The following is a 14,361-nucleotide window of genomic DNA, read 5'->3' as shown; positions in this document are numbered from 1 at the left end:
CAGAATGTCATTCCCGCGCAGGCGGGAATCCACACCCGGCTATCCGCCCAGACGCTGGATGCCCGCCTGCGCGGGCATGACAGTTTTGGTTATGCGAGAACTGATTATACGTCACGGCATGTCGTCGCGGTACTCGTGCGCCGGATAGACGCCGAGCACGGTCAGCTTCGAGGTGAAGAAGGCGAGTTCTTCCAGCGCGCGGCGGACATTGTCGTCGTCGGGATGGCCCTCGATATCGGCGTAGAACTGCGTTGCGTTGAAGGAGCCGCCGAGCTGGTAGCTCTCCAGCTTGGTCATGTTCACCTGGTTGGTCGCGAAGCCGCCCATCGCCTTGTACAGCGCGGCGGGGATGTTCTTCACCCGGAACACGAAGGTCGTGATGATCCGCCGCCCGTCATTCGGCGCGACATCGAACTCGCGCGACATGATGAGGAAGCGGGTATGGTTGTGATGCTCGTCCTCGACATCGGCCTTCAGCACGTCGAGACCGTAAAGCTCGCCCGCCATCCGCGAGGCGATGGCGGCGGCGGTCGGGTCCTGGAGCTCGGCGATGTGCTTGGCGGAACCGGCCGTGTCGTGCCAGTTCTCGGCCTTCAGCTTCAGCTCGCGGATCACCTTCAGGCACTGCGCCAGCGCCGGGCCCTGGCTGTAGACGCTTTTGAGGCCGCCGAGCGCCGCGCCCCTGATCCCGAGCAATTGGTGGCGGATGCGCAGGAAGTGCTCGCCGACGATGTGCAGCCCCGCCTCGGGCAGGAGGTGATGGATGTCCGCGATGCGGCCCATCAGCGAATTCTCGACCGGGATGATGCACAGATCGGTCTCGCCCTGCTTCACCGCCTCGACCGCCTGGTCGAAGGTCGGGCAGGGAATGTATTGCGCGTGCGGCAGCGCCTCGCGCGCGGCGAGGTTGGCATAGGCCCCGGGCTCGCCCTGGAAGGCGACGCGCCGCGCCTTGGAGATGGCCGGTCCGCTCATGACGACGTCTTCTTGCCCAATATCGCGCGCGCTTTTTCGAGATCGGCGGGAGTATCGACGCTGAGCGGCACGCTGTCCACGCGGGCCACCGCAATGCTCATGCCCGCTTCCAGCGCGCGAAGCTGTTCGAGCTTCTCGCGCATTTCGAGCGGGGACGGCGGCAAGGCGACGAAGCGCGCGAGCGCCGCACGGGTGTAAGCGTAGATGCCGATGTGATGGTAGAGCGGGCCGTCGCCCGACGGCGCCCGGGCGCGGGTGAAGTAGAGAGCGCGGCCGCGATTGCCCTGCCAGGCGACAACGGGCTTCACGACGGCGGGATTGTCGCAATCGGCCGGATCGTCGATCTGCGCGGCCAGGGTCGCGATGTCGGCGCCGCTGTCCGACAGGGTCCGGGCGACGAGCCGGACCTGGGCGGGGTCGAGCGCGGGCAGATCGCCCTGGAGATTGACGACGACGTCGTATTCGCCGCCCGGATCGAGCCGGCTCAGGGCCTGAAAGATGCGGTCGGACCCCGACGGCAGGTCGGGATCGGTGAGGATCGCGCGGCCGCCCGCGCCTTCGATCGCGGCGGCGATTTCCGGCTCCGCCGCGGCGACCGCCACCGGGCCGATGCCCGCCGCCATCGCCTGACGCCACACAAGCACGATCATCGGCTGGCCGCCGATGTCGGCGAGCGGCTTGCCGGGCAGGCGCGTCGACGCCATGCGGGCGGGGATAAGCACGATCGGTTTCATCGAAACCCTTGAATTCCCTTGAATTCTGCGACGCTTCGCCGCAATGACGGTTCCCAGCCCATGGGTAATGTCGCCCGGCATTCGGGCGACCTTAGCGGAGCGGTGACCTTATGGATTCCTGGGAGTGGAACAAGATCGCCGGCGCGGTCCTGGGCACGCTGATCTTCGTCCTCGTGATCAATTTCGCGACCGAAGCTTTGTTCGAGCCGGAGAAGCCGGCCAAGGAGGCCTATCACGTCGAAGGTGTGACCGAGACCGCCTCCACCGGCGGCGCCGCGACCGCGCCCGTCGAGGAAGCCCTGCCCGATTGGGGCACGGTGCTGCCGACCGCCGACGTCGCCGGCGGCAAGGCGATCTCCGGCCGCTGCGAGCAGTGCCACGACATCTCCAAGGGCGGGCCGAACAAGATCGGACCGGAGCTCTATGGCGTGGTCGGCCGGCCGCGCGCGACCGAAGCCGGCTTCTCCTATTCGAGCGCGATGAGCGCCAGCCACGATCCGTGGACCTATGACAACCTGTTCAAGTTCATCAAGTCGCCGCAGAGCTATGTGCCGGGCACCAAGATGACCTTCGCGGGCATCAAGAGCGCGGCGGACCGCATCAACCTGATCGCGTTCCTGCGCACCCAGAACGACAGCCCGCCGCCGATCCCGGCGCCCGCGCCGCCCAAGCCCGCGGCCGCCGCGACACCGCCGGCCGCGACGCCGCCGGCGAAGTAAAGCTTGCGCGGTGCGCGCGAAGGCGTGAGCGTGCGCGATATGAACGGATCGATCCTCCTGCTCGTCCCGCCCGGCTGGGGCGGGCTGTGGCAACAGCCGCTGTCGGTCGGCGGGCTGCGGGTCCATGCCCATGGCGTCGACAGCTACGACCCGGCCGAGATCGCCTATGCGGTGAGCTTCCGCCCGCCGCCGGGCCTGCTGGCCTCGCTGCCGAACCTGAAAGCGGTGTTCTCGCTCGGCGCCGGCGTCGACGGGTTCCTGATGGATCCGGATTTTCCCAAGCACATCCCGCTGATCCGCTTTGTCGATCCGACGCTGTCGGGCGAGATGGCGCAGTTCGCCGTGCTCCATGTGCTGATGCAGCACCGCACCGTCTCGTTCTTCGCCGCGGCGCAGGCGGAGAGCAAATGGCGCCAGCGCATGCTGCCGCGCGCCACCGCCGACACGCGCGTCGGCATATTGGGCCTGGGCGAGATCGGCACGGCCTGCGCCGCACGCCTGCGCGACCTGGGCTTTGCCGTCAGCGGCTGGAGCCGCTCGCGCAAGACGGTGGCGGGCGTGACGAGCTTCGCCGGCGCGAAGGAGATGGACGCGTTCCTCGGCGGCTGCGATTTTCTGATCTGCGTGCTGCCGCTGACGCCCGACACACGGCACATCCTGCGCGCCGAGACCTTCGCGAAGCTGCCGAAAGGCGCCTATGTCGTCAACATCGCGCGCGGCGGGCATGTGAACGAGCCGGACCTGATCGCGGCGCTCGACTCCGGGCATCTGTCGGGCGCGACGCTCGACGTGTTCGAGACCGAGCCGCTGCCGGAGACGAGCCCGATCTGGAAGCATCCCAGGATTATCGCGACGCCGCACATCGCGGCGATCACCTCGCCGCTGGCCGCCACCCGTTCGATCCTCGCCGGGATCGCGGCGCTGGAGCGCGGCGAGGCGCCGAAGAACGTCGTGGACATGACGCGGGGGTATTGAAGCAATTCCGTCACGTCCCGCGCAGGCGGGAAAGGACAGACTCAGCGAATCGCCCAGTCGCTGGATGCCCGCCTTCGCGGGCATGACAGCTTTTTCAAAGCCGCTTCACAACCGTCACCGGGCCGGCGATGGGGGCGATGCGGGCGACGGCGTCTTCCACCGGCTCGATCTCGACCTGCATGTGGAAGGCGTTGGCATGCAGCAGGCGCGCCGCGTCCAGCATGATGCCGACATGGCCGCTCCAGAAGACGAGATCGCCGCGCCGCCGCTCGGCGAAGGGCACGGCCTGGCCGAGCGCCGTCTCCTGCTGGTCGGTGTCGCGGGGGGCGGCGATGCCGGCGCTCGCGAGCGCGGTCTGCACCAGGCCCGAGCAATCGAGACCTGCATGCGTCTTGCCGCCCCAGACATAGGCGGTGCCGACGAAACGCTCCGCCGTCGCCACGAAGTCGGGCGCGAGCACGTCCAGCGGCGCGATATGGCCTTCGAAGACGAAACCGTCGGGCGCGATGCGGATGAAGCCCTTGGCGCGGTCCAGGACCTTCACGCGCGCGTTCAGCGGCAGCAGATCGCGCGTCGCGCGCCGGATGTCGGGGCCGGTCAGGATCGGCGTCGTCAGGGCCGTGACGCGATGGGTGGGCGCGACGGGATCGCAGCAGAAGATGGTGTGGACATAGCCGACATAGGAATCGACCGCCGACTGGCCCCAGGCCCAGCCGTCTTTCGTCTCATAGACGGTGAACACCTCGCCGAAGAGCAGTTCGTCGTCCTGGACCGCCTCGAGCGAGCGCGAATGCCGGAGCGGGGCGCGGCCGCGCGCGATGGTCATGGCGCGGCCCTCGGCGAAGGCGGCCGCCTGGACCTGGCCCTTCAGCGATGCGGCGGCGAGATCGGGCCGCGCCGGGGTGATGCGCGGGTCGCTCACGGGCCGTAGCGGTCCTTCAGCAGGGAATAGATCGCGCGCGCCGCGGTTGGTTCGGCGCCGGCGCGGCGGCCGGGCTTGGGGCGGTCGACCCACGCGGCGATGTCGAAATGCACCCAGCTTTTCGCCTTCTCGACAAAGCGGTTCAGGAACAGCGCCGCGGTGATCGCGCCGGCATAACCGTAGTTCGGATTGTTGGTGAGGTCGGCGACCGTGGAGTTGAGCGCGGATTCGTAGCCGCGCCAGAGGGGCAGGCGCCACATCGGATCGCCGGCCAGCGCGGCATGCTTCATCAGGTCGGCGGCCAGCGCCTCGTCGTCGGTGAAGAAGGGCGGCAATTCGAAACCGGTGGCGGTGCGCGCCGCGCCGGTCAAGGTCGCGATGTCGATCAGAAGATCGGGCGCCGCCGCATCGGCCTCCGCCAGCGCGTCGGCGAGGACGAGGCGGCCTTCGGCGTCGGTGTTGCCGATCTCGACCGTCAGGCCCTTGCGCGAGGGGAACACATCGCTCGGGCGATAGGCGCTGCCGGAGACGGAATTCTCCGCCGCCGGCACGAAGACGGAGAGACGGACATCGAGCCCCGCGCCCATCACCATGTCGGCGATGGCGAGCACGGTCGCGGCGCCGCCCATGTCCTTCTTCATCGACAGCATGCCGGAGGCAGGCTTGAGGTCGTAGCCGCCGGTATCGAAGACGATGCCCTTGCCGACCAGCGTCACCTTGGGCGCGCCGGCGCGGCCCCAGGCGAAGCTGGCGATGCGCGGCGCGCGCGCCGAGCCTTTGCCGACGGCGTGGATGAGCGGATAGTTCTGCGTCAGCAGCGCGTCGCCGACGACGACGGCGAATTTCGCGCCGTGCTTCTTCGCGACATCGCGGGCGGCGGCGGCGAGTTCTTCCGGGCCCATGTCGTTGGCCGGGGTGTTGATGAGGTCGCGGCCGAGGAAGATTCCGGCGGCGATGCGCGAGACCTCTTCGCCGTCGACGCCGTCGGGCAGGACGAGCCTGGCGGCGAGCGTCTTTCCCTTCTTGTAGCGGGTGAACTGATAGGTGCCGAGGATCCAGGCGAGCGCGCCATTCGCACCGCCCACGCCGTCCGGCACATCGGCGAAGCGATAGGTGCCGGCGGGAAGCTGCTCGGAGAACACGGCGAGCGCGAGCTTGTCATCGCCCTTGCCCAGCCCCAGCACGGCGGCGCCGATGTCGCCGGCCGCGTTCGGCACGAGCTTCAATTCGCCTTCGCCGGCGGCGAAGCCGATGCTCTTCAGGATGGCCGCGTCGCGCCTGGGCAGCTCCGCGAGGAAGCGCTTGAGCCCGTCCTTGGTCACGGCGTGCAGGGGAATGGCGCCGCGCGCGGACTTGACGAGGCTGGGATGCATCGGGCGGTTCCTTCGGGTCGAGGCGATGGATAGGACGGCGCGTCCTGGCGCGCAATGTTGCCGCCGCGGCGGCGATGGGGCGATAGTGCGCGCCCTTCGAGGACGCAAGGACATGACCGCGCGCTACACGCTGATCGTGGGAACCAAGGAATGGTCGAGCTGGAGCCTGCGGCCCTATGTTGCGCTGCGCGCGACGGGGGCGCCGTTCGCGGAGATCAAGGTCAGGCTGCGCCAGCAGAATCTGACCGGCGACGAGATCAAGCGCTATTCCAAGGCGGGGCGCGTGCCGATCCTCAGGATCGAGGAGGACGACGGACGCGAGGCGATCGTGTGGGACAGCCTTGCGATCTGCGAGACGCTGGCCGAGCGCCATCCCGCGGCGGGGCTGTGGCCGTCCGATCCGCTGGTGCGGGCGGAGGCGCGGTCCTATGCCGCCGAGATGCATGCGGGCTTTCCCGACTTGCGCGACCAGCTCTCGATGGATTTCGTGCGGCGCCTGCCCTTGCCCACCCTGCGCGAGGCGACCCTGGCGCAGATCGGCCGGGTCGTCGATGCCTGGTCCTCGGCGCTGGCGCGGTTCGGGCACGATGGCGGCTTCCTGTTCGGCGGCCTCTCGGTCGCCGATTGTATGTATGCGCCGGTGGTGTCGCGCTTCGTCACCTTCGGCGTCGATGTGCCCGCAGCGGTGAAATCCTACATGGAACGCGTGATGGCGCTGCCCGCGATGCGCGACTGGGGCGCCGAGGCGCAGACGGAAATCGATTCGGGCGAGGCCTAGATCTTGCCGGCCTTGGTGTTCACCTTCGGCAGGCGGCCGATTTCGCGGTAGAAGCGCGCGGCGCCGGGATGCAGCGGCGCGGGCAGGTCCTGCGTCGCGGTGTCGAGCCGGATCATCCCCGCCGAGCGCACCCCGCCGTTCAGCGCGTCGCGGTTGCCGGCATCGAACAGGGCGCGGGTGAGGCCGTAGACCAGACCGTCGGACACCCGGGCATTCACGATCCACAAGGCGCGGACGCTGACCGTCTGCACCGCCGGAGTTCCGCGATAGGTGCCGGCCGGAATGACGTCGGGCGACAGCGACGGCACCGCCTTGACCAGCTTGTCGCGACCCCCGCCGTCGATGGGAACCAGCCGCGCCACGCCGTGGGAAATCAGATCGTCCACCAGGTCGACCGGCCGCCCACCGACGAAGAAGAAGGCGTCGATCTGGCCCTGCTGCAGAAGCTGGGCGTCGACGTCGCTGGTGTCGTGGCGCGCCTTCAGGCGGCGCTCGGGAATGTCGTAGGCCGCCAGGATGGCGCGCACGGTGACGCCGGTTCCCGAATTGGCCGCGCCGAGCGACACCCGCTTGCCCTTGAGATCGGCGACACTCTGGATCTTCGATTTTCGCGCGACCAGAAGGTGCACGTCTTCCGGGAAGAGATCGGCGATGACGCGGACGGCCTGCTGCTTGCCGGTGCCGCGAAAGGCGCCGGCGCCCTTGACCGCCTCGGCGATCACGTCGCCCTGGGCGAGACCGGAATCGCCGCGGCCGGCATTCACCGCCAGGACATTGGCCACGGCGCCGTCCGAGGTGCGGGCGGAGATGATCAGGCCGGCGGGGCCGCAGACCGGCGCCGCCTCGCAGCGGTCGACTCCGGGCGGGTGGCTGAGCAGGCCGGCGATGAGCTGGCCGACCGGAAAATAAGTTCCCCCCGTCGAGCCGGTCAGGATCTGGAACGAGATGCGCGGCGCCAGGCCCTGCGCCGAGCCGAGCGTGACGGCGAGCAGCAATGCACCGCCGATCAGGGCAAGACCGGCGGCCGAGAGACCGAGGATTCGGGGCATATTCATGAGCTGCCCAATCCAACTCGCCTTTTGCGTCAGGAATTGGACGCGTTCGGAAAAAAGTAACCTTCCCGCCGCGCTTGAGAGGAATGCCTTTCGCCCGGCCGTTCCGGGCCTTTATCTCGTTATGCCGCAATATACTTAAGGGTTTGTTGACCCCCGCCGGTCCATCCTGAAACCCGGGAGCGCTCTTGGGCAAAAGGGAATCTTGCGATGCATCGTTTGGCTGTTCGGATCGCGGCATTTGCGCTCTGCGCCGGCACGCTCGGCGGCTGCGGCGCCTTCGGCGGGTCCGACACGGATGCGGGCGGCGCGCCGGCGCGCGGCGCCGACGTCTCGCCGATGGCCCCCGATGTGGACGCGGCGGTGCGACAGGCGCAGGCGCTGCGCCTGGGCGGCGACGTCGCCGGCGCGACGCGCATCATGAGCCAGCTCATGCTGGTCTATCCCGACGATCCGCGCGTGGTCGGCGAATACGGCAAGCTTCTGGTGCAGCAGAAGGCGAGCGGCGACGCCATCGCGTTCCTGCGCCGCGCGATCCAGCTCCAGCCCAATGACTGGTCGACCTATTCGGCCCTGGGCGTCGCCTTCGACCAGCGCAACGATCCGGCGAATGCCCGCCTCGCCTATGAGCGGGCGCTGGCGCTGAAGCCGGGCGAGCCCGCGATCCTGAACAATTACGCGATGTCGCGCATGCTGGCCGGCGACACGGCGAGCGCGCGCACGCTTCTGATGCAGGCGCAGGCGAGCGGCTCCGCCGATCCGCGCATCGCGAGCAATCTGGCGCTGCTCGACCGCACCGCGCCGGTCATGCCGACGGCGATGCCGGCGCCCACGGCACCGACCGGTGCCATCGCGGGCGCGCCCGCGACGAGGCCCGTGGCGCGCACGGCGATGCCGCCCATCCCCTCCGCCAGCGGCGCCCCCCGGCCGCTGACACAGGACGGCGCTCGGGTCGTCATGCAGGAAGTCCCGGTCGACGCGCTCGCCGGTCCGGTGGCGGCGACCGCGCCCAAGCCCGCGAAGCCGGCCGCGCGTCCCACGCCCCGCGTCGCCCAGACGACGCCGAAGCCGCCCAAGAAGACCAAGCCCGCCGCGAGCCACATCCCGGCCCTGCGCATGACGGCGGACGCCAGCCGGCCGTAAGGCTTTCGGAGGCGGCGCGATCTTCGCCCGCACCGTCCCGCCGGCGGGATCCCGAACGTCCTGAGATCGTCCCCACGCACGCGGCCGGCCAGGACATCCAGAGTCGTTTCGTTTGAATTGCCCGCACAATTGGGCCGTCATCGCCCGGCTGGTCCGGGCAAGCCATCTTTCCCGCCGCCAAAATGGGTCGCCCGCATGAAGCGGGCGATGACGGCCGAGAGGGTTCAAGCCGGACCGAGCGGCGCCAGCGGACAGGGCCGATCGCGAAGCGTGCGCGATTCAGTGATGCGTCAGGTGCATGATCTTCATGATGGCGGGGCCGAGGATCACCACGAAGAGGCAGGGCAGGAAGAAGATGATCATCGGGACGGTCAGCTTGGCGGGCAGCGAGGCCGCCTTCTGCTCGGCTTCCGACATGCGCAGCTCGCGGTTTTCCTGCGCCGCGATGCGCAGCGCCTGGCCCATGGGCGTGCCGTATTTCTCGGCCTGGTTGAGCGCGGTGGCCACCGCCTTGACGCCCGAATGGCCGCAGCGCGTGGCGAGATTCTCGAACGCCTGCCGGCGCTCCGGCAGGTAGGAGAGCTCCGCGGTCGTCAGGCCGAATTCCTCGGCCAGTTCGCCGGACTGGGCCCCGATCTCGGTGGCGACGCGCTGGAACGCGGACTCGACCGACATGCCCGATTCGACGCAGATCAGCAGCAGGTCGAGCGCGTCGGGGAAGGCGCGCATGATCGATTGCTGGCGCCGCGCGATCTTGTTGTTGAGGAAGAGGTCGGGAAGGTAGAAGCCGAGCAGCGCCATGCCGACCGAGACGGTGATCTTCATCGTCGGCGTCCAGGTGAAATGGGCGATGACGAAGAGATAGAGCAGCGACAGCAGGAACACCGCGAACGGCATGACGAAGCGGAAGAACATGAAGGTCACGACCGGCCCCTGGCCGCGATAGCCGGCCCTGGAGAGCTTCTCGCGCGTGTCTTCCGACTCGAGCAGATTGCCCAGCTTGAAGCGGTCGAGCGTCGTCTTCATGTAGCCGACCGGCTGGCTGCGCAGCGCACCGCGCCGGGCGCTGAGCGCCGCCAGATGCTTGGCGCGCAATTCCTCGCGCCGCTGCGACACCGCTTTGAGGCGCTGGCCGAGACCGTCGCGGTTGGCGAGCGGCAGGCCCAGCGTAACGATGGTCGCGAAGGCGAAGATCGCGGCGCAGGCCGTCGCGATGAAGGTCTTGTCGAACAGAACCTCGAGGATGCCGACATTGAGCACAGGTTTGCGCCTCTAGCTCTTGAAGTTGATCATCTTGCGCATCACCGCGATGCCGAGCGCCATCCAGATCACGCAGCCGAGCAGCATGAGGTTGCCCATATGCTCGGTGAACAGGAGCTTGATGTAGCCCGGCGTCGTCAGATAGACGATGCCCATCACGCCCGGCGGCAGCGAACCGATGATGGCGGCCGAGGCCTTGGCCTCGGACGACATCGCCTTGATCTTGCCGACCAGGCGCTTGCGGTCGCGCAGCACCGACGACAGATTGCCCAGCGCCTCCGACAGATTGCCGCCGGATTTCTGCTGGATCGTCATGACGATGCCGAAGAAGCTCACTTCCGGCGTCGGCATGCTGTCGTACATCTTCTTGACGCCCTGTTCGAGCGTGACGCCGACCTTCAGGCTTTCGACCAGCCGGTTGAACTCGGCGCCGCAGGGATTGGGCACCTCGCGCGCGACGATGCGCAGCGCCTCGTTGGTCGGAAGGCCCGATTTGACGCTGCGCACGATGACGTCGATCGCGTTGGCGAATTCGTTGGTGAAGGCCTTTTCGCGGCGCCGCTTCATGAAGCCCAGGGCCCAGCGCGGCACGCCGAGCAGGAAGGCGAAGCCGACCAGCGCGGTGACGACGAGGCTCTGGCCGGACAGGACGCAGAACATGGCCGCGACCAGGGCGAGGGCGCCGGACACGATCCAGTAGGTGCGCACCGAGACGTTGGGCAGGCCCGCCTGTTCAAGGCGCCGGGCGAGCGTGATCTTGACCTTCTTTTCGGCCTGCTTGTCCTCGATTTCCTTGAGCAGCGCCTGGACGTTCTTGCGCTTGAGCGCGGCGCTGTCCGGGGCCTTGACGCCGCGGCCGCCGGCCTGCGGCTTGGCGATGGCGTTGACCCGCGCGCTGCGGCCGTCGCCGCCGGCGAAGGCGTAATAGCCGCCGCCCATCGCCAGGACCAGGAACGCGAATGCGACGAGATAGAGCATCAGCGCCTCACTGCTGCAGCGCGTCGAGCGCCTCGGCCAGTTCGCGCTCCAGATTGTAGTAGCGCGCGCGCTCCCAGAAGCTGGGGCGCACGATGCCGGTGCCGACATGCTTGCCCTTGAGGCGGCCGGTCTCGTCCTCGCCGGAAATCTCGTAGTTCATCAGATCCTGGGTGATCACCACCTCGCCCTCGGTGCCGACCACCTCGGTGACCTTGGTGATGCGGCGCGAGCCGTCGCGCAGGCGCTCGGCCTGCAGGATGACGTCGATCGAGCCGACGATCATCTCGCGGATCGTCTTGGTCGGAAGCTGGAAGCCGCCCATGGTGATCATGGATTCCAGACGCGACATCGCCTCGCGCGGGCTGTTGGCGTGCAGCGTGCCCATCGAGCCGTCATGGCCGGTGTTCATCGCCTGGAGCAGGTCGAACGCTTCGGGTCCGCGCACTTCGCCGACGATGATGCGCTCGGGACGCATGCGCAGGCAGTTTCGCACCAGATCGCGCATCGAGATCATGCCCTGGCCTTCGAGGTTCGGCGGGCGGGTTTCCAGGCGCACGACATGGGGCTGCTGCAATTGCAGTTCGGCCGCGTCCTCGCAGGTGATGACGCGCTCGTCGGCGTCGATATAGGCGGTCATGCAGTTCAGAAGCGTGGTCTTGCCCGAGCCGGTGCCGCCGGAGATCAGGACGTTGCAGCGGCAGCGGCCGATCACGGCCAGCACCCGCGCGCCGGCGGGACTGATGGAGCCGAACTTGACGAGATCGTCGAGCGTCAGCTTGTCCTTCTTGAACTTTCGGATGGTGAGCGTGGGCCCGTCGAGCGCCAGCGGCGGCGCGATCACGTTGACGCGGGAGCCGTCGAGCAGGCGCGCGTCGCAGATCGGCGAGGATTCGTCGACGCGGCGGCCGACCTGGCTGACGATGCGCTGGCAGATGTTCATCAGCTGCGCGTTGTCGCGGAAGCGGATATTTGTGAGCTGCACCTTGCCGGCGACTTCGATGAAGACGCGGTTGGCGCCGTTGACCATGATGTCGGAGATGTCGTCGCGCGCCAGCAGCGGCTCCAGCGGGCCGTAGCCGAGCACGTCGTTGCAGATGTCCTGCAGCAGGTGTTCCTGCTCGGCGATCGACATCACCACGGACTTGATCGAGATGATCTCGTTGACGATGTCGCGGATTTCCTCGCGCGCCGAATCCGGATCGAGCTGGGCGAGCTGGGCCAGATCGATGGTGTCGATCAGCGCGGAGAAGATCGTCGACTTGATCTGGTAGTAGTCGTCCGAGCGGGTGTCGGCGACGGCGCGCGCGCCCGCCTTGGGCGACGGGGTCACGAGGAGCGGCGCGCTGCGCTGGGGAACGCTTCCGCCCTGGGCGTCCGCCTTCGGCGGCGCGCCGGCGGCGGCCACGGGGGCCTTGGGCGGCGCGCCGGGCGTGAGCGGCGGCGGCGCGGGAGGTGCTGTCCGCGCGACGGCGTCCGTCGAGGCGTTGCGCTTGCCGAACATCGGTTACGCTCTCTTCTTGCTCGCAAAAAACGAAAGAAGCGGGGAGGCCTTCTGCAGCGGCTGCGGCACGCGCCCGGTGACGAGTTCGGCGAGGCGCCGGATGCTGCCGGCGGCCGGCGATTTCGGCGCCAGCTCGTTCAGCATCTGGCCGTTGTTGGCGGCCTGGCCGAAGAGATAGGGATCGAACGCCATGACGAGGGACGGCTCGATGCCGATGGTCTCGGCGAAGTCCTTGACCGGGATCTCGGGCCGCTTGGCGACGCCGACCTGGTTCAGGACGAGCCGGGGCGGCGAGTCGTTCGCGCGGCTCTGGCGCAGGATCTCGACCAGGTTCTTGGTGTTGCGCAGGCTCGCGAGATCGGGCGTGGCGACCAGGACAATGTCGTCGGCGCTGACGAGCGTGGCCTTGATCCAGGGCGTCCACAGATGCGGCACGTCGACGATGACGCAGGGCGTGGACTGGCGCACCGCGTCGAGCACCGATTCATAGGCGTCGGTGGCCGCCTCGTAGTCGCGGTCGATCTGCGCCGCGGTCGAGAAGATCGACAGATGGTCGCCACGTTTCACGAGGAGCCGGTCGAGCAGCACGTCGTCGAGGCGTTCGGGCGCGGAGAGCGCGTCGGCGACGCCCTGGCTCGGCTCGTCGTTGAAATCGAGGCCGGTGGTGCCGAAGGGCAGGTCGAGATCGACGATGGTGGTGTTGATGCGCAATTCCTCGGCGATGCACCAGCCGACATTGTGCGACAGCGAGGAGGAGCCCACGCCGCCGCGCGCGCCGACGAAGGTCACGATGCGGCCGATGGGAGCGGCCTCCGGATCGGTGTAGAGGCCGGAGATCACCTCGATCAGGTGCAGCGGGTTGAGCGGGGCGACGAGATATTCCGAGGCGCCGCGGCGCATCAGCTCGCGATAGAGCTCGACGTCGTTGACGCGGCCGACCACGATGACCTTCGAGGAGGGATCGCAGACCTCGGCCAGCCGGTCGAGCTCCTGCAGCGCCGCCTGGCCGTTGAGGCGGGTCTCGACGACGAGAAGATTGGGCGTGACCTGGCCCTGGAAGTGCTCGATCGCGGCATTGATGCCGCCGAGCTGGACGTTCATATGCGCCTTGGCGAGACGGCGGTCAGCGCCGGCCCGCTGCAGCGCGGCGCCGGTATCGGGGAATTCGACGAAGGCGTCGATGGAGATGCGCGGCACCGGCCGCTCGTGCGGCGCGGCGCCGAAGGCCTCTTCCGGTTCCGGTGCGTGTTTCACCATGACGAATCCTATTGCTTGTTCACGTCGGCGACGGCGCCCGACTGTTCCGGCGTGAGCGTGGCGCCGGTCGGCTTGCCGTCCCGGTAATTGCTGTAGACGGTGGCGCGGCGCGCGGCGTCGCCCGCGCCCATCGGCTGCGGCGCGACGAGGTCGCGCGGATCGGCGATCTGGGCGGCGAGGTTGTGCTGGGTGGCGCAGCCGAGATTGGGCGAGACGCGGTTGGAGGCGGTATCGCCGTAATTCGCCGACCAGTCGCCGCAGGGCGCGGTCGTCGCGTCATAGCCGATATAGCCGAGCTCGACCTTGCCGTCGCCGCCGTCGCGCGTGCCCACCAGGATGCGGTCGCGCGGCACGCCGGCCGAGGCCAGGCGCTCGCCGAAATATTCGATGGCCGCCGAGGCGTCGCGGCCGGCCGGCGCCGCGATCGAGATCGCGCCGTTGCCGTGCTGGACATAGCCGGCGACGAACGCGTCGAAATGCTGCGAATCGTCCGGCATCAGGCCGGCATCGTTGCCCGAGAAGGGCAGGCTGATCGTGTGGAAGTTCGGCTGGACCTGGATCGGATGGTTGACGGCCGGATCGTCGAGCAGGCCGATATTCGCATCGTTGATCGGCGCGGCGCAGCTTCCCGCCGCGAGGACGGCGAGGAGCGACGCGAGCTTCAGAAAATCCTTGGCGTTGGGCACCATCGCAA

The 14,361-nt window shown here is 68.4% G+C and carries 14 protein-coding genes; 4 read left to right on the top strand and 10 right to left on the bottom strand.

Going from position 1 to position 14,361, the window contains the following annotated elements; translation table 11 throughout:
* Window positions 1-111 precede the first annotated feature (111 nt).
* Both WDN01_18385 and WDN01_18380 read right to left on the bottom strand, forming a co-directional pair.
* Window positions 112-975: a prephenate dehydratase gene (locus WDN01_18385; GenBank protein ID MEJ0027999.1), complete on the bottom strand. Its 864-nt coding sequence runs from the start codon at window positions 973-975 to the stop codon at window positions 112-114.
* Window positions 972-1,709, bottom strand: a complete 738-nt coding sequence (locus WDN01_18380; protein MEJ0027998.1) for a 3-deoxy-manno-octulosonate cytidylyltransferase — start codon at window positions 1,707-1,709, stop codon at window positions 972-974. Before WDN01_18380 ends, WDN01_18385 begins: the two co-directional genes overlap by 4 nt.
* A gap of 110 nt (window positions 1,710-1,819) precedes the next feature.
* Here WDN01_18380 and WDN01_18375 point away from each other — a divergent pair, with 110 nt between their 5' ends.
* Together WDN01_18375 and WDN01_18370 are read left to right on the top strand one after the other, a co-directional pair.
* Window positions 1,820-2,428 carry a cytochrome c family protein gene (locus WDN01_18375; protein MEJ0027997.1) on the top strand — a complete coding sequence of 203 codons (609 nt, stop codon included), beginning with the start codon at window positions 1,820-1,822 and terminating at the stop codon, window positions 2,426-2,428.
* 39 nt (window positions 2,429-2,467) lie between these two features.
* Window positions 2,468-3,403: a glyoxylate/hydroxypyruvate reductase A gene (locus WDN01_18370; GenBank protein ID MEJ0027996.1), complete on the top strand. Its 936-nt coding sequence runs from the start codon at window positions 2,468-2,470 to the stop codon at window positions 3,401-3,403.
* Between the two features lie 94 nt (window positions 3,404-3,497).
* Here the strand turns inward: WDN01_18370 and WDN01_18365 are convergent, their stop codons facing one another.
* A complete protein-coding gene (locus WDN01_18365) occupies window positions 3,498-4,325 on the bottom strand; it encodes a C40 family peptidase (GenBank protein MEJ0027995.1) in 828 nt (275 codons plus the stop codon).
* Window positions 4,322-5,698, bottom strand: coding sequence for a leucyl aminopeptidase family protein (locus WDN01_18360; protein ID MEJ0027994.1), 1,377 nt, complete (start codon window positions 5,696-5,698; stop codon window positions 4,322-4,324). Before WDN01_18360 ends, WDN01_18365 begins: the two co-directional genes overlap by 4 nt.
* A gap of 112 nt (window positions 5,699-5,810) precedes the next feature.
* Between WDN01_18360 and WDN01_18355 the strand changes: the two genes are divergently transcribed.
* Window positions 5,811-6,476 (top strand): glutathione S-transferase, encoded by a 666-nt coding sequence (locus tag WDN01_18355; GenBank protein ID MEJ0027993.1) that lies wholly within the window; start codon window positions 5,811-5,813, stop codon window positions 6,474-6,476.
* On the opposite strand, the gene WDN01_18350 is transcribed toward WDN01_18355, so the two are convergent.
* On the bottom strand, window positions 6,473-7,531 hold the full coding sequence (locus WDN01_18350; GenBank protein ID MEJ0027992.1) for a TAXI family TRAP transporter solute-binding subunit: 1,059 nt from the start codon (window positions 7,529-7,531) through the stop codon (window positions 6,473-6,475). The two genes, WDN01_18355 and WDN01_18350, sit on opposite strands and share 4 nt — an antisense overlap.
* A gap of 207 nt (window positions 7,532-7,738) precedes the next feature.
* Between WDN01_18350 and WDN01_18345 the strand changes: the two genes are divergently transcribed.
* Window positions 7,739-8,671: a tetratricopeptide repeat protein gene (locus WDN01_18345; protein MEJ0027991.1), complete on the top strand. Its 933-nt coding sequence runs from the start codon at window positions 7,739-7,741 to the stop codon at window positions 8,669-8,671.
* Window positions 8,672-8,950: 279 nt separating this feature from the next.
* On the opposite strand, the gene WDN01_18340 is transcribed toward WDN01_18345, so the two are convergent.
* The 5 genes from WDN01_18340 to WDN01_18320 are packed head-to-tail and all read right to left on the bottom strand — an operon-like array spanning window position 8,951 to window position 14,356.
* Window positions 8,951-9,931: a type II secretion system F family protein gene (locus WDN01_18340; protein MEJ0027990.1), complete on the bottom strand. Its 981-nt coding sequence runs from the start codon at window positions 9,929-9,931 to the stop codon at window positions 8,951-8,953.
* A gap of 12 nt (window positions 9,932-9,943) precedes the next feature.
* Window positions 9,944-10,909, bottom strand: a complete 966-nt coding sequence (locus tag WDN01_18335; GenBank protein ID MEJ0027989.1) for a type II secretion system F family protein — start codon at window positions 10,907-10,909, stop codon at window positions 9,944-9,946.
* Between the two features lie 7 nt (window positions 10,910-10,916).
* A complete protein-coding gene (locus WDN01_18330) occupies window positions 10,917-12,410 on the bottom strand; it encodes a CpaF family protein (GenBank protein MEJ0027988.1) in 1,494 nt (497 codons plus the stop codon).
* 3 nt (window positions 12,411-12,413) lie between these two features.
* Window positions 12,414-13,664: a pilus assembly protein CpaE gene (locus WDN01_18325; GenBank protein MEJ0027987.1), complete on the bottom strand. Its 1,251-nt coding sequence runs from the start codon at window positions 13,662-13,664 to the stop codon at window positions 12,414-12,416.
* An 11-nt stretch (window positions 13,665-13,675) separates the two neighbouring features.
* Window positions 13,676-14,356 (bottom strand): CpaD family pilus assembly protein, encoded by a 681-nt coding sequence (locus WDN01_18320; protein MEJ0027986.1) that lies wholly within the window; start codon window positions 14,354-14,356, stop codon window positions 13,676-13,678.
* Window positions 14,357-14,361: the final 5 nt, after the last annotated feature.

It is taken from the genome of Rhizomicrobium sp. (assembly GCA_037200985.1).
Lineage (GTDB): Bacteria > Pseudomonadota > Alphaproteobacteria > Micropepsales > Micropepsaceae > Rhizomicrobium.
This window is presented reverse-complemented; position numbering and strand designations above follow the sequence as displayed.

What these genes read in the sequence shown, in the direction of transcription:
- WDN01_18385 (MEJ0027999.1), bottom strand. Translation starts at nt 975, where the DNA reads ATGAGCGGACCGGCCATCTCCAAGGCGCGGCGCGTCGCCTTCCAGGGC.
- WDN01_18380 (MEJ0027998.1), bottom strand. Translation starts at nt 1,709, where the DNA reads ATGAAACCGATCGTGCTTATCCCCGCCCGCATGGCGTCGACGCGCCTG.
- WDN01_18375 (MEJ0027997.1), top strand. Translation starts at nt 1,820, where the DNA reads ATGGATTCCTGGGAGTGGAACAAGATCGCCGGCGCGGTCCTGGGCACG.
- WDN01_18370 (MEJ0027996.1), top strand. Translation starts at nt 2,468, where the DNA reads ATGAACGGATCGATCCTCCTGCTCGTCCCGCCCGGCTGGGGCGGGCTG.
- WDN01_18360 (MEJ0027994.1), bottom strand. Translation starts at nt 5,698, where the DNA reads ATGCATCCCAGCCTCGTCAAGTCCGCGCGCGGCGCCATTCCCCTGCAC.
- WDN01_18355 (MEJ0027993.1), top strand. Translation starts at nt 5,811, where the DNA reads ATGACCGCGCGCTACACGCTGATCGTGGGAACCAAGGAATGGTCGAGC.
- WDN01_18350 (MEJ0027992.1), bottom strand. Translation starts at nt 7,531, where the DNA reads ATGAATATGCCCCGAATCCTCGGTCTCTCGGCCGCCGGTCTTGCCCTG.
- WDN01_18345 (MEJ0027991.1), top strand. Translation starts at nt 7,739, where the DNA reads ATGCATCGTTTGGCTGTTCGGATCGCGGCATTTGCGCTCTGCGCCGGC.
- WDN01_18335 (MEJ0027989.1), bottom strand. Translation starts at nt 10,909, where the DNA reads ATGCTCTATCTCGTCGCATTCGCGTTCCTGGTCCTGGCGATGGGCGGC.
- WDN01_18330 (MEJ0027988.1), bottom strand. Translation starts at nt 12,410, where the DNA reads ATGTTCGGCAAGCGCAACGCCTCGACGGACGCCGTCGCGCGGACAGCA.
- WDN01_18320 (MEJ0027986.1), bottom strand. Translation starts at nt 14,356, where the DNA reads ATGGTGCCCAACGCCAAGGATTTTCTGAAGCTCGCGTCGCTCCTCGCC.